This is a genomic window from Sphingobacterium zeae, from assembly GCF_030818895.1.
Classification (GTDB): domain Bacteria; phylum Bacteroidota; class Bacteroidia; order Sphingobacteriales; family Sphingobacteriaceae; genus Sphingobacterium; species Sphingobacterium zeae.
Map to the genome: position 1 here is coordinate 3,806,960 of NZ_JAUTBA010000001.1, position 17,407 is coordinate 3,824,366.

Genomic DNA, 17,407 nt, shown 5'->3' on the forward strand with positions numbered 1-17,407 from the left:
TTCTTATCGTATTCTTTTTTTACGGTTTTCTTCATAATCCTCAAAAATCATTTCACCTAGATTTCCAAGTCCTGTATAATAAGCTTTCCCTTGATTTGAAGCTGTAAATTCGTCGACGAATTGCTGCAGATAAGGATCTGAGGCAATCATAAAAGTGGTAATAGGTATTCCCAGCTTTCGAGCTTGCGCCGCCATACTATAGCATTTACTGGTGATAAACGGATCGAGCCCCATAGGATTTTTATAATAAGTACCGTCCGGCATATTTAAACAGCTCGGTTTTCCATCGGTTATCATAAATATCTGCTTATTCGCATGGCGTTTTCGCCGTAGCAAATCCATCGCTAATTTTAATCCAGCGACCGTGTTGGTATGAAATGGTCCAACCTGCAGGTAAGGCAGGTCTTTTATCGCAATAGGCCAGGCGTCGTTACCGAACACGATAACGTCAAGTGAGTCTTTCGGATAACGTGTTAGGATCAGCTCCGATAAAGCCATTGCGACTTTCTTCGCAGGTGTAATCCGATCCTCTCCATATAAAATCATGCTGTGGCTGATATCGATCATCAACACCGTGCTCATCTGTGACTTAAACTGGGTATCCTCAACAACCAGATCATTTTCCGCTAGAGCAAACTCACCTACACCGTGATTGATCTGTGCGTTTTTTAAGCTCTCGGTCAAAACTATTTTATCCAGGCCATCTCCATACTGATAGTTCCTGAAATCGCCCATATTTTCGTCACTGCATCCTTGGTGATTGGTTTTATGATTGCCCGACTTTCCTTTTCGCATTTTTCCAAAAATTTGGTCCAAGGCATGCTGCCTCAGCGCCTTTTCCAGCTTTGATGTAATATCCAGCCCACCCTCACCGGTAGATTCTAGCCTTTCTTTGATATATCCTTTATCCTTCAAATCAGCAATGAAGTCGTCTATAGTATAATCTGGCGTCGTGAGTTTAAACTCTTTATCCAATTGCCTTAACCAATCAATGGCTTCATCGAAATCACCTGAAGTATGGGTAATCAGTTCTTTGAAAATATCAAATAATTTATCAAAAGGCGTTTGAAACGGCTCGTCATATTGTTTGAATAGAAAACCTTTATTTCGTTTCGTGCTTTTCATGCATTCCTTTCTAGTAATAAGAAGCAATTCAAATCATTATTGTTTGCTCCATAGGATGAATTTACGAAATAATATTCCTTCTGTAAGCGATATTCCTTTTTACATAAAAAAACTGGCTGTAGTATGACGAATAGGCTAGATCTGCGTTTGCATATTCCGCTCGGGACTAATTTTCAAATGCTACTTCAGCAATTAAGTGCCATTACGGACATAGGCATCTGCAAGAGAACTCCCCGCGTTAGCAATAAAAGCATGCTGAAATGCCCCAACATCCGGATTGCCAGAAGGCAACGTACTGCCAGCGAAATCTTGTCCACCATTATTATTGATAAAAACACCTGCATTGACGACATGACAACCTGCACCAACGTCATACCCTTTTGCAGCGTCAAGCCTGTTTCTGCCTATAGGATTAACAAATACAGGATCCTCATAGAAATTATTGCTACGAACTGTCGTTCCCCAATTTAACGCCGTAAATGTGCTCGACGGAAATAAACAATTATTGTTAAACTTCAGTCCATTATCTACTTGAGCCAACATAATAAGTATTACCGACACTGTTTAAATCAGCTTTCGCTTTTGCTTTCAACGATCCCGCAGATTCCAGTTGAATTGGTTTCTGACAACTCATTAATCCAACGGTTCCGATTGAAATCATCATCATAGATTTTCTCATAATTTTGTTTGTAATTTTAATAATTGTTACAATTTGTAATACACGCATTCTTGTCCCAAGAAATACGAACTTTATAATTTGATTAAACACATTAAGTTATAAACAAATTGCAGGTCATACGGGGTAAAATCAAAAATAATTTCATTGAAGACACTATTTGTGATCACCCATCGAATCTTTTTAAGGATATCTGCATCTAAATCAAAGAAAATTGAATATTTTTAGAACACAATTACAGGCCTTATGGACGACAAAAAATTAATGGAAATAGATCAGTATATCGGTACACTCTCAGACAGTGAGCAACAAATAATTGGTCAATTCCGAAAAACAATAGCAGAAAATGACAGCGCTGTTTCCGAGAGCTTCGAAAAATTCATGTCAAATCCCAATGCAATCAGCTTCAACGAACAAGGGGTATTTAAATATGGGCTAACGCTTGCAAAGAATTATATTTCATTCCATTCCTTGGTGATGTATGCTAACCCACAATTAATGGCAGAACTAAAATTAAAGTTGCCCAAAGCAAAGTTCCAAAAAGGCTGCATTAATTTCAAAACATTGGATGAATTTCCGATATCAGTATTAACAGAGCATATTCAGAATTCTTCCAAAATAGATTTTCGCCCCATGATTAATCGTTATCTGAAAAAGAAATGACCATGCCTGATCGTCCAATAGACTTTTTTTATAGCAACCAGAGTCAACTACTTACATTGGTTGCGTCCGAGCGGGAAGCGCTCGATACAAAACTATATATCAAAAAGTTCCGTCGCGAAAGCTCTTTTTTACTATTAGACGCCAACGGGCGCTACCTTTACTTTCTGAACCAATTGCCTTTTTCATATAGCCGCATTTCACTTTTCATAGTGCATCCTACCTTGGGGTCAATCCTGAAACGCTAAGCAGGATACCAAGTAAAAAGTCAAACCAAATTCATCTATGCCAAGTCAATAACATTTAGATTTTATCACTTTTGATATTATTATAAAAATGACAATAAAAATCTATAGACCTGATCATGTACTCCTCAAAAGACATATCGAATGCTTTTATATACTTGAAAAAACTGCAGAGGAAAAACCTACAGTATATTTTACATTTCCTAGTATTTACACGATTGTTACCATAAGCCAGCAAACCCAAACTGCGGTGAATGGAAATAAATTAGTGTCCAAACATTGTCCATCTAATACGATAGAAACTAACCTCGTATGTAACTTTAATGACCCGGTTCTTATCTGTTATGAAGGAAAAATAAACGAAATCACTACCTACTTTAAACCCCTTGGGATAAATGCTTTCATACCAGAGGATCTAAGATATTATAGCCACGGAACGTTTCCCGATTTTAATCCGTACATGGATTATAAAGATGCGATGAGCTCCATTCTTTCGATAGATGACCATTGTGAAAGAATAAAGGCCTTAGAAGCTTATTGGCTCTCCAAATTAGTAGTATTTGAAAATGCTTTGCTAGAAAACGTGATTTCCGAAATGTTAAATAAAGCAAACCTAAATCAATCCATGGCCGAATTCTCATTAAAAACAGGGCGTTCAAGAATGACAATAAACAAGCATTTTGATCAGCATATCTGTAAAACACCCTCCCAATTTAAAAAAATAATAAGATTCCGCACAGCTATTCAAAGTCAATTGGAAGAAGGAAAAAAAAATGGTTTTTCATATAATCTGGATTACTTCGATCAATCCCATATGATTAGAGATTTTAAAAAATTGACGGGCTTTACGCCAAAAGTTTTCTTTTCCAAGATATCGAATCTTGAAAGAGGCCAAATAAAGTGGATTTTTATCTAGCAGCTTTACAAAAATACAATCATGCCAGTCCATTAAATAGTAACATTGCTTCATAATTACTTATACAATACTTTATGAAGCTATTAATTCTACTCATCTTGTACCCGGTTTTTCTATATGGACAAGAAAAAACATCAACGAAACTTGCAAAATATATGCGAGCGCAGGTCGAAGTAAATAATTTTAGTGGAACTGTGCTCGTTAGGAAAAACAACACTATTTTGCTAAAAAAAGCCTATGGTTTCGCAGATTATGAATGGAACGTTAAAAATACAATAGATACGAAATTCCAATTAGCATCGGTCACAAAACAGTTTACAGCAACTGCTATTCTCCAATTGATAGACAGCGGACGATTATCCCTAAATGATAAACTCAGTAAATTTCTTCCGGATTATCCAAAAGCTGATAGCGTCAGCATTCACATGCTGTTATCACATACTTCAGGACTAGCCATGGGTTTCAAGGAAATCGCATTGAGCAGTATGAGCAGCGATTCTGCTTATACTGCAATTAAGAAAATTCCTTTCGAATTTTCACCGGGTACGAAAAGCTCCTACAGCAATATTGGTTATTATTTATTAGCTAAAATTATTGAAAAGGTTTCAGGTGAGCGTTATGAAGCTTTCTTAGAGAAGAATATCTTTGATAAAGTGGGGATGAAGAATACGGGGATTAGTAACAATGAATCCATCGTCGCAAAAAAAGCAAAAGTATATTGTCAGAGCCAACAGAGGCTGATTCATAATCCTTATATCAACTGGAACATCAACTTGGGCCACGACGGTGTTTATTCAACTGTCGAGGATTTAGCCCTCTGGGACAAAGCCTTGTACGGAACAACTGTATTATCTGCCGCAATGAAGAAAAAAATGTTCACCCCCTATAGTTCCGAAAATTGGGGCTATGGGTTTATTATCAATCCGTTTTATAATCACGGACATGATCTGATTGCGCATGATGGCGGATTTTTTGGAACAATGACTTCCTTTAATCGATTTACACAGGACAAACTATTTGTCTCAGTGCTTTCCAATAATGGCTCCTTGTCTCATATCATAGGTTATGGACTTTCGGCAATTGCTTTCGACAAACAGGTAGAGCTCCCGTACAAGCATCATCGCGTCAAAATAGACACGGCAATATACGACAAGTATATCGGTCAATATGGTAAAATCAAGTTATTGAAAATCGACGGCAAACTTTTCTACAATGACAAAGACATAGAACTCATTCCAGAGTCTAAAACAAAATTCTTCAGAGGGGACGACAACGATAGAACTATCGAATTTATTCGGGATAAAACAGGTAACTATAATACCTTTATTTTAACAAAAGGTGGTGTTAAAGAGATTTTTACAAGGTCTCAAAAAAAATAAATCTTTTTATCAAGCATTTAAAACTGAAAGAAAAAATCTAAATTACATCTAGATCAATTCGGCGCTCTAATTTATCTTATAACCTAAATTAGAGCGTTTTGCCACTGGTGGAGTAGTATATGGATAAGCTAAAAAAAGTATTTTATGGAGGTCTTTTATATTATGCATCGTCTTGAAAAATTTCGCCTTCCATATACATTCTAACTTTTCGCTATCCAAAATAATCACTATCTTACAAGAGATGAATTTGTGAATATATATCCAATTTGGTAGCCATTGGATCCTAGTTAAAATAAATTTCAGGTACAGAAGGAAATACATCATATGAATACAAGATATTTTTTCTACGTCATTATCATCATCGGCTTGTTCACCTCGTGTGGCCTCATCCATAATCTTCCTGATTCGGCTTCTCCCAATACCGGAGCAGATCCTAATTTATGGTATTCATTTGTGGATCAAAATGGTAATTTTTATCCCGACAACTGGAAGAAAAACTATGGCATCCCTTCGAATAAAGCCGCTAGGGATCCATATTCCCTGATGAAAATTGCCACCGACAGAGGTGACCGCGAACAATTACTTGCTTTTGAACGAGGTAATATGCTTCGTCTTTCGAAACGTATTGAACCTAAAAAACGTGTTTTTATTTTAGTTCATGGCTTCAATGCGGATGAAGAATCTGTTGTAAAACAATATAAATATATTGCAGATCATATCGTCACCAATCCCAAAAACGATGAAATCATTCGATTTTATTGGGATGGTTTGCGATCGACCTCCCCTTTTCGATCAGCAAAAAATTGGTTTTCCGCGGCTTCTTTTAGCCAGATGGCCGGTGAATTCGGTTTAAGACGCATACTTAACAACATGGCGGATAAAGACGTTTATATTATCTCGCACAGTCGGGGGGCATCCGTGGTCATGAGCGCAATTTCAAATCCAGAATACAATACTTCATTTTCTGCGCAAGCGAAAGATATTCACAATATTGATATCGAGCGGGCAAAGCCATTGCTGGAAAACAAAAACAGGATTACCTGCATCATGCTTGCGCCAGCAATAGGCCTTTCCGAATTTCAATATACTGACACAACAACTAACACAAAAAAATTTGTGGATCTGAGCACCCAAGTAAAGAAAATACATATCACGATTAATGGCACTGATAAAATGCTAAAGAAATTTTTTGGATTTCTATCCAACAAGCTTACCCCAACGGATCTGGGGTATAAAGAGGATAGCTTTAACGCGCTTAAGAAAAACTATACGATCTTTTCGATGACGGATTTTACAGGAATGTCAAGCCACGATTTTAGTCGTTACATACGAGATCCTAGGTTCAAGCAAATGCTGCGGGAAGAATCGATTCAAGTACAATAAGTTATTAGCGAATTTTCGCAGATTGGCTTTTATATACTGGTTTATAGTACCCCAACTATTTTCTCAAAACGACCGTGATTACTTATGGAAACTGGCAACAGTTCCCTTCGTCCCTCCGTAGCAATGCCAGGTAAACCAAGTGGATCTTTAACAACTTGACATCTTTCGAGTTCCACCACATGATCCAAATGATCGAATACCTTAACTGCTATAGTATGTATAAAATCAGGATTAACAATGGTATTGGTGTAATAATGACTTCCTTCACAGACAACCTCTCCCACAGCGCTATCGCAAGACTTTTTAACGATCGAACAAATCAATTTATTGGGTGCATATTTTCTGTTTCTCGTCTCTCTGTTCCATATTTTGTAAGCAGCTTCTTTCATGCTCCACAAAAGCCACACAACAATCTCCGGATCGTGACTATTGGCTATTAAAAGTTGCTCATTTTCATTAAATATCTTAGTAACAAACCCCCGACGTCTCCAATTGCTGTCTTTTCTGGACTGAACTAGATCGACAATATCATTACCAATCATTTTTCGTTAAGCTTGGTTTCGATAATATCGATTGCCGCCCTTACATTAAGCATACGTTCCATATCAGCATTCTCAATAACTATGTCGAATTGCTCTTCGATATCCAGTACAATATCAACCAGATTAGCGGAATTGATTTGTAAATCGTGAATAAAATCAGTTTCTTCGGAAAGCTTTCCAAATGCTTCTTCATTTATCGTGTAAGGTGCAATAATAGGTTTTAAAGCATTGATCAGTTCTTCTCTATTCATATGGCAAGTTATCAAATTTTTTAAATATTAAGCAAGCATTCACATCCCCAAATCCAAAACTTGCCTTGGCAATAATTTGAGGTGCAACACTCATTGTATGCAAAGGGACGTTTGATGGATCTATCAGTGCAGCAATTTCAGGATGTAGGTCAACACAATTACTGTTTCCAAATATAAAACCGTGATATAGCTGCAATACCGTAGCTACGCTTTCTATACTGCCAGCTGCACTAAGACAATGTCCAGTCATACCTTTTAATGAGTTTATAAAAGGAAAATCCTTCCCCCTACGTCCAAGAGCCTCAGTCCAGTTTTCTATTTCAAAAGCATCTTTGGTAGTTGCCGTTAAATGGCCATTTATAGCATCGATTTCTAAAGCGGAAACACCTGAATTCTTCAAGGCTTCTATAATACACCGACGAACAGCATCAGCATTCGGAGCGGTCATACTACCTGTTCCCCGCTGCCCTCCGGAATTTACCTCACCACCCAACAACTCACCATATATCGTCGTATTTCGGGCTAAGGCACTTTCCAAATCTTCCAATAGCAAAGCTCCTGCTCCGCTGCCGGGAACAAACCCTCCGGCTGTCGCACTCATCGGACGAGACCCCTCATGCGGACGGTCATTATAGTGCGAACTACACACACGCAACGCATCAAAACCACCCCAAATATAAGGGCCGCTATCTCCAGTGCTTCCTGCTAGCATCCGCTTTGCCTTGCCGGATCGAATACGGTCATAGGCCATTAAAATTGCTTCGGTCCCAGTTGCACAAGCAGATGAATTTGTTGTTACTTGGTTTCCAAGTCCCAATTTACCGCCCAAATATGCGCTAACACCACTGCTCATCGTCTGGGCCACAACTGTACTACCTAATCTGCGGGTCTGCAAATCGTCAATTTTATAGATGCTCTCACGAAACTTATCAATACCAGAGCTCCCGGATCCAAAAATGGTTCCACTGTCCCAATCTGGAGCAGATTCAGTCGCTATCGGTAACCCGGCATTTGCCCAAGCTTCCATACCTGCAATGACTCCATATAATATCCCCGTACTGTTAAAACCTCTAAGCTCGAGTTCAGTGAAATAGCGCCTTTTAAAATCATCCGTTATTTCAGGAGTTCCTGCTATCTGGCAGGAAAACTGTAATTTCTCGAGTTGTACATCATGTCGAATACCCGAGACCCCATCTTTTATCGCTTGCGTAAAAGATGGTAGGCCTACCCCATTCGGTGCTACAACCCCCATTCCTGTAATGACGACTCTCTTCATAGCTCCTCCGTAATCATACCTGCCAATAGTCCTTTACAAACCTCCTGGCCGCTTTCATTTTTCATAACGACCTCACATTTTAGTTTACCAAACCTGAAATATATCTTTTTTGAAAACACGGTAACTCTCTCCTTCGGATATACAGGCTTTAAAAATTCTATATCCGTTGAGGTCAACGCTATAACAGCATTAGCCGTAAACTCTTTATCTAGCAAAAAAATTCCCAGACACGCTAAACCTATCTGCGCCATCGTTTCGATCAAAATAACTCCCGGAGTAATAGGTTTGCCATAAAAATGGCCTCTATAAAAATCCAGGTTTTCATTAAAAGTATAGGCACCTTTAATACCTTCCTCATCAACATGAATTAATTCATCAACAAACAAAAAAGGTTCTCTGTAGGGCAACTTTGCCACTATATTATTCAAATCCATTGATGAGATCTAATTAGGTCACCATTTTAACAATACGCGCTGAGCTGAAAATCCAGGGCCAAAACTTAGCATTAAACCAAATTCTCCAGTCTTTGGTTGATGCTTCATGATGCGTTCAAGAACATACAGCACGGTAGCACTCGACATATTGCCATATTGCGCAAGCACTGCCTTAGTGTCTTTGATATCTTTACCAAACTCAGCAAAAATCTGCTCAATCGTCGCCACAATCTTCTTACCTCCGGGATGAAAAATCATGTGATTGATATCTTTGATTTCCAAACCATTCTTTTTCAAAAATGGATGTATCACATCTGCAAAATGTGACGCGATCACATTCGGCACATCAACATCTAATATCATCTGCATACCACTGTTGGTCAACTTAAAACCCATGATATCTTCTGTATGATAAAAATGATACATCTGCTGGTCAAGAATTTCTGGTCCGCAATCCTCTTCATGCGATGAAAGCAGACTACAGGCAGCACCATCTCCAAATATAGCCGCACTGACCATATTTGACATGGAGAAATCCTCCAGCTGAAAAGTAGCTGTTGGGGCCTCTACGGCAATTACCGCAGCGCGTTTACCCGGATTCGCCTGTAGGAAATTCTTAGCGTAGATAACCCCTGAAACCCCAGCAACACATCCCATTTCTGTAACCGGCAGCCTGACAATATCCTGCCGGAGCTTCATCTTGTTAATTAAATATCCGTCTAATGATGGTATCATAATTCCCGTACAACTCACCGTTATAATATAGTCTAATGACTGCGGGTCCCAAGCTGCTTTCTTAAGTGCTTTACGCAGCACTTTCTCCCCTAATTCGATTGCTTCACGGCAATAAATATTATTCTTTTCTTCAAAGGATGTCACTGTAAAAACTTCGATGGGATCCATGATAGCATAACGCCTCTCCACAGCAGAGCCTTCAAAAAGTTTTTTTATCTTTTTTACAAAACGGAGCTCCTGTCCTTTAAGCCAAATATCCAATAACGGAAGAACCTCATCGGTAGTACAGGAATATTTAGGCAGTTGCTTGGCAACAGTAATTATCTTGACACTCATATATTGGAAATTATCCACTGGTAACGAAAAGCCCATTTCCATTGGATGGTATAACTTTTTAATTGCAATGTTTCTGAGAATTGCTCTAACTCATATTTCTTAAATCCGCGTAGTATGGAGATAAGTCCATCCACTTTTGTCATTTTATTTAACCTAAAAAAGGTACCTACAGCTTGAAAAAGACGATAGGCTACTTTGCTCCTATGCAGGTCGTTGACGACGATTCCCAAATTTGAAATCTTGATGAGTCTGTCTATCAATTCAATAATTCTTTCATTGTCAAAATGATGAATGGTCAGCGTACACAGCACAATATCATAACTGTTATTTTCAAAATCTGTGTCGAATATATCTGCACACAAATAGGATATATTACTGTAATCTTTTGACAGCGACCGCGCATAATTTACCGTATATTGATTTGCATCTACACCCAATAGATTCAGATTGATATTATTTTTATAACCATAATCACTCAGCATGCGAAGCATGTCTCCATTCCCGCATCCGATATCAATAATTGAAATTGGCTTGCTCTTCTCTACACCAGAAAGAAGTTTCTTGACTCCATCCAAGGTGATGCTATTTCCACCCAAAAACTGGTTGATCTTTGAAATACGATCCAATGTGACACGAAGTTCCTCACCTGCAAGCAGGAAATCATCCATGATCTCAGTCTCCCCTGTTCTATGTTTCGTGTTTATAGACATTTTATTGTGCTTGCATTTCCATGAGTTTGTTTGATAATCCAAATCAAAATTTTTGGAAAAAGAGCCCCGATCTTCATCAGTATTGCCGCGCCAAATTCATAACGTAATATACTAGACAGCATCCGCCCGAACCATAATCGCCTTCCAAAAGCTTGTTTCCAGCGAGTGACATACATTACTTCCAATTGTTGACGGGATTCAATTTTACGGCTACAGTAATCCAAAATAAGTTCCGAAGCTAACTTTGCGCCGTGTATCGCCATAGCCATTCCATTTCCACAGAATGGATGAATAAGACCAGCCGTATCACCGACCATGAGGATGTGGTTTTCCACCGCATATTTTTTATCAAAAGAAAATTGACTGATCGTAATCGGTTTATCAAAAAGCATCGTGCTCTTTTCAAAAAAACACTTTAGATACCTATTTTTTGATATGACGTACTTTTGATACGCTTCGATGTTCCTATATTTCTTAAAAGTTTTTACATCGGCCAAATAACAGACATTTATCTTGTTATCTTCAACTTTGGAAATGCCACAGTAGCCACCTTCAAAGTTGTGTAAGGCGATGAGGTTGTCGGGAAAATCTCCCGAATAATGAGCCTTTACAGCCATCCAAATGGAGGGTCTCTTCATGAAATCCCGTGACAACAATTGATCGATATTACTTCGTTTGCCATAAGCCCCCAATACAATCTTTGCGTTTAACTTCTGCCCCTGAAACGAAACAGCAAATATATCATCGCTAAAGGAAATTCCGGTGACCGTAGCAATCACGATTGAACAGCCATTATCTTTTGCCTTTTTATAGAGCAACTCATCCAAGGAATAGCGACTTACACCAATGCCACCCAATGGTAATCTGATCTTATCGGATTGCCCATGTTGTGTCGTATATTGTAATTCTTCAAGATGTGTGGCGCGCAAAGTATTCACATCAACCTTAAGCCAGTCCAAATAGGGTAAAATCTCATTGGAGAGGTATTCCCCGCAAACTCTATGATGTGGGTACTCATGTTTTTCGATTAATGTTACCTTCAGTCCCTGTTTGGACAAATGCAATGCACTTGTGAGCCCAGCTAAACCACCACCTATTATAATTACATCAGGATTTATTTCCATATAAGCAAACTTGCTCCGCGTTAGTAATCTTCAAAATATTGTTAGGAAACACCGCACAGGCCATGATCGATGGGGCTGCTTTCTACCAGTCATTTTGATAACAGATCTTACCAAGAAATAGTTTTACCCTCCTCATAAAATTAAAAAGACACATTACAGATTTTCTCGATCCTTCTGTGCTTGATCCATAAATAGCTTATCAAGAAAAAGATATCTGTGCCGAAACTCCTCAGGAGATGCTTTCGCATCGACATTTAAATTAAGAATGTTCATGCGCTTATCTTTGCCTAGTGTTTTCGGCCATAGAGAAAGCTCCTTCCCATTTGGATCACCTGTCTTAATGAAATTGACAAAATAATTCTGCCCCAGTCTCGATACCCTATAATCATCATCTGTCCAGGCAAAAACATCGTTACTTTTAAGATTGCCTAATAAATATTCGATATCACTTGCATGGAAAGCGCCAGGTAGTGGTTCTGGCATTTTCTCTTTAGGCTGTTTTTCAGATTTTTTACTAATTCCCCCCGCAAGCCCAGTCTGTACATCGCTATATGCTGGTTGCATGGCCGGCCGTGGTTTACCAAATATATAGACAAATACGGGCTGACCACTATTTTTCCGTTGCAGATCGAGCCATTTCCATGTACTATAGACTATAAAATTATCACTGGCCAATGCTGTAGACGATCGAATTACTTCCATCTCGGTTTTTCCGGGATATAGTTTCAGAACTTCGTCGGCTTTAGCTCCATATTGCGTTCTGACCAACTTTTCATAATTCTCTGGAGAGGGGTAAGATTTACCCATATACGCTGTATATGGCGCTTCTGTCGAAGTCCAGCCTGCGAGTAGAGGCACTTTAGACTGTTCGCCAGCTTCAAAAATCGCGAGCGGAGATTTCGGCAAGAAATACCCATCAACGATCAATCGGGTAGCGAATGCCCCATGCTCACTGGCTTTATCAAGAAGTTCAGATGCAGGTATCTCACGCAGTTTATCAAGCTCTTTGGCATTTACACGATCTGCAAATGTAATCCCCTGCTGTTCTTGCTCAGAAAGAGATATAGTGCCGTATCTCAAGTTAAAGACACTTCCACTTTGACCAATAGCACGCTTAAACAATCCTTTGGATAACGGACTGGCCATCTGTGCGGAGACGGACATACTACCCGCCGACTCCCCTCCAATGGTGACCGCATCAGGATCTCCACCAAATGCAGCAATATTTTTTTTTACCCACAACAAGGCAGCATGCTGGTCCAAAAGTCCATAGTTTCCTGATGCATGTTGAGGAGATTCTTTGGTTAATGCTGGATGTGCAAAGAAGCCAAAAATACCAAGACGATAATTCACTGTAACAACGATAAGTCCTTCTTTTGCAAAACTTTCCCCATCGTAACGATTTTCCGATCCATCACCGGCATTGAAACCTCCACCATAAAAATAAACCAATACAGGAAGTTTGCCCTCGTCGGCTGCCTTTGGACGCCACACATTCAGATAGAGACAATCTTCACTCATTCCGGACGAACGAAATCTCATATCTCCATAGATGGGCTTTTGCATAGGGGAGCTGCCAAAATGATCTGCTTTACGAATACCATTCCAAGGCACCACTGCTTGCGGTTCTTTCCATCTCAGATCACCAACAGGTGGCTTCGCAAATGGAATCCCTCGAAAAGACTGCACCCCGCTTGACAAGGTAATCCCTTCCAGTATGCCGGCTTCAACCTTTACCTGAGGTGCTTGAGCAAAAACACATGATACAATAAAAAAAACGACAGTAGTAAAAAAGATCTTTTTCATAATGAGAGGCTTTTAATTCTATTTTTATGCTTCTTTCAGTTAAAATACTAAATAAAATCTATAGAACGACGACCGGTGCATTTTTTATAGCAGAAAATAAGATCAATCACTGGACAACATACATGAGACATTCCCATAGCCTAATTGGTAAACCAGATAAAAAGTAAAATAAGCCATTGTACAAAGATACATATCCAAAATGGTTTGCTAATTGGTGCCGCCAGTATTTCGAGAACCTGAATAAATTTTGACTTTCAAATAGTATAGAAACTTTCGTTATGATCCAAATCAAGGATATCAAACTTCACTTTATTCAAACCAAAAACAAGAATCCGCTTGACCCAAGGATTCTCGATCTGGATATTGCTCGCAATCTTTGAAAATACATATCTGTTGCTAAAAAGAAATAGTAATATGGGTAACAAAATCAATCCTACTCGCCAAAGAAATTTACCCATGGATGTAAAAACCAATGTTCAGACCCCAGACAATAAACAGGAAATATAGACAAAAGGTCTCGATAAAAATTTCGAGACCTTTTGTTTTTTAATCGCAATTAAACAGCCGTGTAACCACCGTCAACTAAATAATAGCCTCCGGTCATAAAGGACGATTTATCCGAACTTAGAAAAAGAACCAATTCAGCCACTTCTTCTGCTTTTCCCAAACGCCCAATGGGGTGCTTACTGATTAAAGCATTAATATGTTCTTTATCCAGTTGAGCTAATAAAGGGGTATCGATATAACCTGGTCCGACTGCATTGCAACGGATATTTTTTTGCCCATATTCTGCACCGATATTTTTTGTCAAACCCACCACTGCATGTTTTGCTGAAGTATAGGCACTCGATAGAGGAGCCGCAACAGTACCATGGATGGAAGCCATATTAACGATTACACCACCGCCATTCTTTTCCATCGCTTCTATTTGATACTTACAGCCATAAAATACCCCATTGAAATTTATATCAATCACTTTTTTCCAACCATCTAAACTATAGTCTCCTGTCAGTGCAGCTTCTCCTCCGATCCCAGCATTGTTACATGCGATATCAAGTCGACCAAATGTTTTGACCGCAAAACCAACCAACGCTTCATTATCAGCCGGGGACGAACTATCTGCTTTAAAAAATGCAGCCTCTCCACCTAGAGATTCGACTTGTTTTACGGTTTCATGCCCCGCTCGCTCGTTGATATCCGAGACAACGACTTTTGCACCTTCCTTGGCATAAGCCAATGCAACAGCCAGTCCGATCCCCGAACCAGCCCCTGTTACTAAAGCTACTTTATCTGCTAAAATTTTCATATGATATAAATTTTATGATCAATACAATTTACAAAAAGCAAAAGTGACTAAGTAGGCAAAGACCATTTACTTTATTTAAAACGAAACTAAGATGACATTTCTCATCTCATCAATTTTGTAGCTGCGGATATTTTTTATAAAATCTATCCAAGAAGAAACGCCCCATTAATTGAAGTTTGGCCTGTGTTTCAAACATGCCGGCACCAGGAGAGATAATACCATGTGGCATACGCTGCACAGTACCATAGTATATAATATCAAGTCCATTTCCATTAACTTCAAGATGCATTTTCTTTGGATTTAATCCCATAACAGATCCCATGCGTGTCACTTTTTCGGAATTGCTGATCTTCGCTGGCCTCGCATCAAGTAAAGTTGCCTGATCGAAAACCAAATGGTCCCTCGCTTCGCCATCATCAAAAAACACATAATGTAACTCATCATTGCTGAGCACCAAATAAGAAGCATTATCCCGTTCGCTATAACGAGCCTTTACCCCCACAGCTGCCCAGGCAACAGTCTTCGCTGCGGTCGCTGCAGCCGAAGCAACTTTATCCCCCACCGTTGCAATATACGCACATTGCGTAAAGGCATCGATGGGAGCGCCATTCATTCGTTTTCTTAATTCGTTAAATTCATCATTTAACAATTCATCCTTTACTGCTGGCGCCAAGGAAATTCCAGATTCTCCTTCATACTTTTTGGCCGTCTCTTTTTGCTTCTTCATCATCATAAGAGAAATGAATACGCAAACCACAACGATCACAGCAAAAATACCAATGTATAACATCATAAAATAAAAATTTAGAAAAGGTTTACAATTCCATAAAAAATCCAGAAAGTGGATAACATAATTAAGTTTCCGCTCTCTAGATTGGTCGGTTGCAAAAATTTTGCCAGACTAAAGAATTTTTGTCTGGATAGTGAATATTATTCAAAGCAGTTTGGTGCATATCCACCCAAATATCGTTATTTGACTGATTTAGAAGCCAGTTAGGGGAGCTACGCATATCAGCATCCTGATCGTTATTATAGACAGATGGAAAATCGGACTCTCTGACGCTAAGCAAAACGACAATTGTACCAGGCATCAACCAGCGATCTGAAGCAAGATCATGATATTCGGCATCCGCATGTTTACTATCACGTTGCAAAGCCCAACTCTTCAGTTGCTTGAGCCGTTCAGTTTCCTCAAATCCATTTTTTTGCATCCTGCTAAACTTCCCGTTCGTTGAGCTCCAATTGCAATAAAATATCGCGCTTCTTACCTTCAATCAAAGACAAATTACCGGCAACAAAAACACCTTTCTGTCCCGAATTTTTGCTAATTCCATATACCGAGGATTCATCGCCGGGATCTGACTCACCTTCATAGCGAAATAAGTAATCAATCCTGTATTGATCCGCGTTAGCCAGCAAATCGTCAAATTCAATATTGTAGTCAATTGTATAGCCCAAGTTGTTTAACTTTTCCAACGCAACACTTGCAGATGAGTACCCATGCATTCTTTCCATAGTTGATTATTCTAAATCCGATCCAAATTCTATTTTTTATTATAAAACGATTGGCAAAAGGGTTTTGTTTTCCACAATTTGAAATAGTTTATTCGAAATCATATTTCTATTTTTGTGCTACCAAACACAATAATATATGGCAAATCTAGAGGCACCCGCTTATCAGCATACTCCCCAATTAGCATTTCAACGATTACTCGACGTCTTATATACCTTAAGAACAGAATGTCCATGGGATAAAAAACAGACCATGGAATCTCTTCGGCATCTGACAATGGAGGAAATGTATGAATTGACAGACGCCATCTTAGAAAAAGATTACCCCGAAATAAAGAAAGAACTTGGCGATGTATTGATGCATCTCGTGTTCTATGCGCGCATTGCGGAGGAAGAGGGACATTTCAATATCGTAGATGTGCTCAATGCAATTTGCGATAAACTGATTACACGTCATCCCCACATCTACTCCGATACCAATGCGGACACAGAAGACCAAGTTAAATCCAATTGGGAGACCATCAAACTTAAAGAAGGTAACAAGTCCGTTCTATCTGGTGTCCCAAAAGGACTACCCGCTCTGGTCAAGGCCTATCGTATCCAAGATAAGGTTCGAGGTGTTGGGTTCGACTGGGAAGACAAGAGACAAGTCTGGGAAAAAGTAGAGGAAGAACTTGCTGAATTTAAAGCTGAATTCAATCTAGAGACTGCCGCTCCAATCGATCAAGAAAAAGCGGAAGGTGAATTTGGCGACCTCTTATTCTCCTTGATAAATTATGCACGGCATATGGGCATAAACCCCGAAAATGCACTTGAACGAACTAACAAAAAATTCATGGAGCGATTTAACTATTTAGAGCAAAAAGCAGCTGCAAATAAGCAACAGTTGCAGGAAATGAGTTTAGAGGAAATGGACATTTATTGGAATGAAGCTAAAAAAAACAAAAAATAAGGCCAATCCTAAAAAGGAAATCAGCAACGGAATTTAATT

General features: G+C 39.1%; 20 protein-coding genes. 5 read left to right on the plus strand and 15 right to left on the minus strand.

The genetic code is table 11. From position 1 onward, the window contains the following. Positions 1-3: 3 nt before the first annotated feature. The 3 genes from QE382_RS16020 to QE382_RS16030 form a co-directional block, all read right to left on the minus strand. Complete coding sequence (locus tag QE382_RS16020; RefSeq protein WP_307186793.1) at positions 4-1,125, minus strand: vWA domain-containing protein; 1,122 nt, start codon at positions 1,123-1,125, stop codon at positions 4-6. Positions 1,126-1,317: 192 nt separating this feature from the next. Then, positions 1,318-1,668, minus strand: a complete 351-nt coding sequence (locus QE382_RS16025) for a hypothetical protein (RefSeq protein ID WP_307186794.1) — start codon at positions 1,666-1,668, stop codon at positions 1,318-1,320. After that, on the minus strand, positions 1,649-1,804 hold the full coding sequence (locus tag QE382_RS16030) for a hypothetical protein (RefSeq protein ID WP_307186795.1): 156 nt from the start codon (positions 1,802-1,804) through the stop codon (positions 1,649-1,651). Before QE382_RS16030 ends, QE382_RS16025 begins: the two co-directional genes overlap by 20 nt. Before the next feature lie 243 nt (positions 1,805-2,047). Between QE382_RS16030 and QE382_RS16035 the strand changes: the two genes are divergently transcribed. The 4 genes from QE382_RS16035 to QE382_RS16050 all read left to right on the plus strand — a co-directional run bounded on the left by QE382_RS16035 (position 2,048) and on the right by QE382_RS16050 (position 6,384). After that, positions 2,048-2,464: a hypothetical protein gene (locus QE382_RS16035; RefSeq protein WP_307186796.1), complete on the plus strand. Its 417-nt coding sequence runs from the start codon at positions 2,048-2,050 to the stop codon at positions 2,462-2,464. A gap of 702 nt (positions 2,465-3,166) precedes the next feature. Then, on the plus strand, positions 3,167-3,622 hold the full coding sequence (locus QE382_RS16040; RefSeq protein ID WP_307186797.1) for a helix-turn-helix domain-containing protein: 456 nt from the start codon (positions 3,167-3,169) through the stop codon (positions 3,620-3,622). 74 nt (positions 3,623-3,696) lie between these two features. Beyond that, positions 3,697-5,001 carry a serine hydrolase domain-containing protein gene (locus tag QE382_RS16045; RefSeq protein ID WP_307186798.1) on the plus strand — a complete coding sequence of 435 codons (1,305 nt, stop codon included), beginning with the start codon at positions 3,697-3,699 and terminating at the stop codon, positions 4,999-5,001. 324 nt (positions 5,002-5,325) lie between these two features. Then, positions 5,326-6,384, plus strand: a complete 1,059-nt coding sequence (locus QE382_RS16050; protein ID WP_307186799.1) for an alpha/beta hydrolase — start codon at positions 5,326-5,328, stop codon at positions 6,382-6,384. A 41-nt stretch (positions 6,385-6,425) separates the two neighbouring features. Here the strand turns inward: QE382_RS16050 and QE382_RS16055 are convergent, their stop codons facing one another. The 12 genes from QE382_RS16055 to QE382_RS16110 form a co-directional block, all read right to left on the minus strand. Next, complete coding sequence (locus QE382_RS16055) at positions 6,426-6,926, minus strand: 4'-phosphopantetheinyl transferase family protein (protein WP_307186800.1); 501 nt, start codon at positions 6,924-6,926, stop codon at positions 6,426-6,428. Beyond that, on the minus strand, positions 6,923-7,177 hold the full coding sequence (locus tag QE382_RS16060; RefSeq protein WP_307186801.1) for an acyl carrier protein: 255 nt from the start codon (positions 7,175-7,177) through the stop codon (positions 6,923-6,925). The genes QE382_RS16055 and QE382_RS16060 overlap by 4 nt, the downstream gene beginning before the upstream one ends. Beyond that, the gene (locus tag QE382_RS16065) at positions 7,170-8,453 is read right to left on the minus strand and encodes a beta-ketoacyl-[acyl-carrier-protein] synthase family protein (protein ID WP_307186802.1); all 1,284 of its coding nucleotides are present in this window, start codon (positions 8,451-8,453) and stop codon (positions 7,170-7,172) included. Before QE382_RS16065 ends, QE382_RS16060 begins: the two co-directional genes overlap by 8 nt. Beyond that, on the minus strand, positions 8,450-8,887 hold the full coding sequence (locus tag QE382_RS16070; RefSeq protein WP_307186803.1) for a 3-hydroxyacyl-ACP dehydratase FabZ family protein: 438 nt from the start codon (positions 8,885-8,887) through the stop codon (positions 8,450-8,452). Before QE382_RS16070 ends, QE382_RS16065 begins: the two co-directional genes overlap by 4 nt. An 18-nt stretch (positions 8,888-8,905) precedes the next feature. Continuing rightward, positions 8,906-9,958, minus strand: coding sequence for a type III polyketide synthase (locus tag QE382_RS16075; protein ID WP_307186804.1), 1,053 nt, complete (start codon positions 9,956-9,958; stop codon positions 8,906-8,908). Continuing rightward, entirely contained in the window at positions 9,955-10,668 is a 714-nt protein-coding gene (locus QE382_RS16080; protein WP_293880797.1) for a methyltransferase domain-containing protein, read from the minus strand. The genes QE382_RS16075 and QE382_RS16080 overlap by 4 nt, the downstream gene beginning before the upstream one ends. Beyond that, positions 10,659-11,792, minus strand: a complete 1,134-nt coding sequence (locus QE382_RS16085; protein ID WP_307186805.1) for an NAD(P)/FAD-dependent oxidoreductase — start codon at positions 11,790-11,792, stop codon at positions 10,659-10,661. Before QE382_RS16085 ends, QE382_RS16080 begins: the two co-directional genes overlap by 10 nt. A 153-nt stretch (positions 11,793-11,945) precedes the next feature. Then, complete coding sequence (locus QE382_RS16090) at positions 11,946-13,598, minus strand: carboxylesterase/lipase family protein (RefSeq protein WP_307186806.1); 1,653 nt, start codon at positions 13,596-13,598, stop codon at positions 11,946-11,948. A 556-nt stretch (positions 13,599-14,154) separates the two neighbouring features. Next, positions 14,155-14,904: an SDR family NAD(P)-dependent oxidoreductase gene (locus QE382_RS16095; RefSeq protein ID WP_307186807.1), complete on the minus strand. Its 750-nt coding sequence runs from the start codon at positions 14,902-14,904 to the stop codon at positions 14,155-14,157. Between the two features lie 109 nt (positions 14,905-15,013). Beyond that, a complete protein-coding gene (locus QE382_RS16100; protein WP_307186808.1) occupies positions 15,014-15,697 on the minus strand; it encodes a hypothetical protein in 684 nt (227 codons plus the stop codon). Positions 15,698-15,773: 76 nt separating this feature from the next. Further along, positions 15,774-16,115 (minus strand): hypothetical protein, encoded by a 342-nt coding sequence (locus QE382_RS16105; protein ID WP_307186809.1) that lies wholly within the window; start codon positions 16,113-16,115, stop codon positions 15,774-15,776. Positions 16,116-16,119: 4 nt separating this feature from the next. Beyond that, on the minus strand, positions 16,120-16,419 hold the full coding sequence (locus tag QE382_RS16110) for a hypothetical protein (protein ID WP_293880809.1): 300 nt from the start codon (positions 16,417-16,419) through the stop codon (positions 16,120-16,122). A 136-nt stretch (positions 16,420-16,555) separates the two neighbouring features. Here QE382_RS16110 and mazG point away from each other — a divergent pair, with 136 nt between their 5' ends. Next, positions 16,556-17,368 (plus strand): nucleoside triphosphate pyrophosphohydrolase, encoded by an 813-nt coding sequence (mazG, locus tag QE382_RS16115; RefSeq protein WP_307186810.1) that lies wholly within the window; start codon positions 16,556-16,558, stop codon positions 17,366-17,368. Positions 17,369-17,407 lie beyond the last annotated feature (39 nt).

Excerpts from the sequence above, each read along its gene's own strand:
- QE382_RS16080 (WP_293880797.1), bottom strand. The coding sequence starts at position 10,668 with ATGTCTATAAACACGAAACATAGAACAGGGGAGACTGAGATCATGGAT.
- QE382_RS16055 (WP_307186800.1), bottom strand. The coding sequence starts at position 6,926 with ATGATTGGTAATGATATTGTCGATCTAGTTCAGTCCAGAAAAGACAGC.
- QE382_RS16060 (WP_307186801.1), bottom strand. The coding sequence starts at position 7,177 with ATGAATAGAGAAGAACTGATCAATGCTTTAAAACCTATTATTGCACCT.
- QE382_RS16110 (WP_293880809.1), bottom strand. The coding sequence starts at position 16,419 with ATGGAAAGAATGCATGGGTACTCATCTGCAAGTGTTGCGTTGGAAAAG.
- QE382_RS16090 (WP_307186806.1), bottom strand. The coding sequence starts at position 13,598 with ATGAAAAAGATCTTTTTTACTACTGTCGTTTTTTTTATTGTATCATGT.
- mazG (WP_307186810.1), top strand. The coding sequence starts at position 16,556 with ATGGCAAATCTAGAGGCACCCGCTTATCAGCATACTCCCCAATTAGCA.
- QE382_RS16030 (WP_307186795.1), bottom strand. The coding sequence starts at position 1,804 with ATGAGAAAATCTATGATGATGATTTCAATCGGAACCGTTGGATTAATG.
- QE382_RS16095 (WP_307186807.1), bottom strand. The coding sequence starts at position 14,904 with ATGAAAATTTTAGCAGATAAAGTAGCTTTAGTAACAGGGGCTGGTTCG.
- QE382_RS16040 (WP_307186797.1), top strand. The coding sequence starts at position 3,167 with ATGGATTATAAAGATGCGATGAGCTCCATTCTTTCGATAGATGACCAT.
- QE382_RS16105 (WP_307186809.1), bottom strand. The coding sequence starts at position 16,115 with ATGCAAAAAAATGGATTTGAGGAAACTGAACGGCTCAAGCAACTGAAG.
- QE382_RS16070 (WP_307186803.1), bottom strand. The coding sequence starts at position 8,887 with ATGGATTTGAATAATATAGTGGCAAAGTTGCCCTACAGAGAACCTTTT.
- QE382_RS16020 (WP_307186793.1), bottom strand. The coding sequence starts at position 1,125 with ATGAAAAGCACGAAACGAAATAAAGGTTTTCTATTCAAACAATATGAC.
- QE382_RS16100 (WP_307186808.1), bottom strand. The coding sequence starts at position 15,697 with ATGATGTTATACATTGGTATTTTTGCTGTGATCGTTGTGGTTTGCGTA.
- QE382_RS16085 (WP_307186805.1), bottom strand. The coding sequence starts at position 11,792 with ATGGAAATAAATCCTGATGTAATTATAATAGGTGGTGGTTTAGCTGGG.
- QE382_RS16050 (WP_307186799.1), top strand. The coding sequence starts at position 5,326 with ATGAATACAAGATATTTTTTCTACGTCATTATCATCATCGGCTTGTTC.
- QE382_RS16025 (WP_307186794.1), bottom strand. The coding sequence starts at position 1,668 with ATGTTGGCTCAAGTAGATAATGGACTGAAGTTTAACAATAATTGTTTA.
- QE382_RS16065 (WP_307186802.1), bottom strand. The coding sequence starts at position 8,453 with ATGAAGAGAGTCGTCATTACAGGAATGGGGGTTGTAGCACCGAATGGG.
- QE382_RS16075 (WP_307186804.1), bottom strand. The coding sequence starts at position 9,958 with ATGAGTGTCAAGATAATTACTGTTGCCAAGCAACTGCCTAAATATTCC.
- QE382_RS16045 (WP_307186798.1), top strand. The coding sequence starts at position 3,697 with ATGAAGCTATTAATTCTACTCATCTTGTACCCGGTTTTTCTATATGGA.
- QE382_RS16035 (WP_307186796.1), top strand. The coding sequence starts at position 2,048 with ATGGACGACAAAAAATTAATGGAAATAGATCAGTATATCGGTACACTC.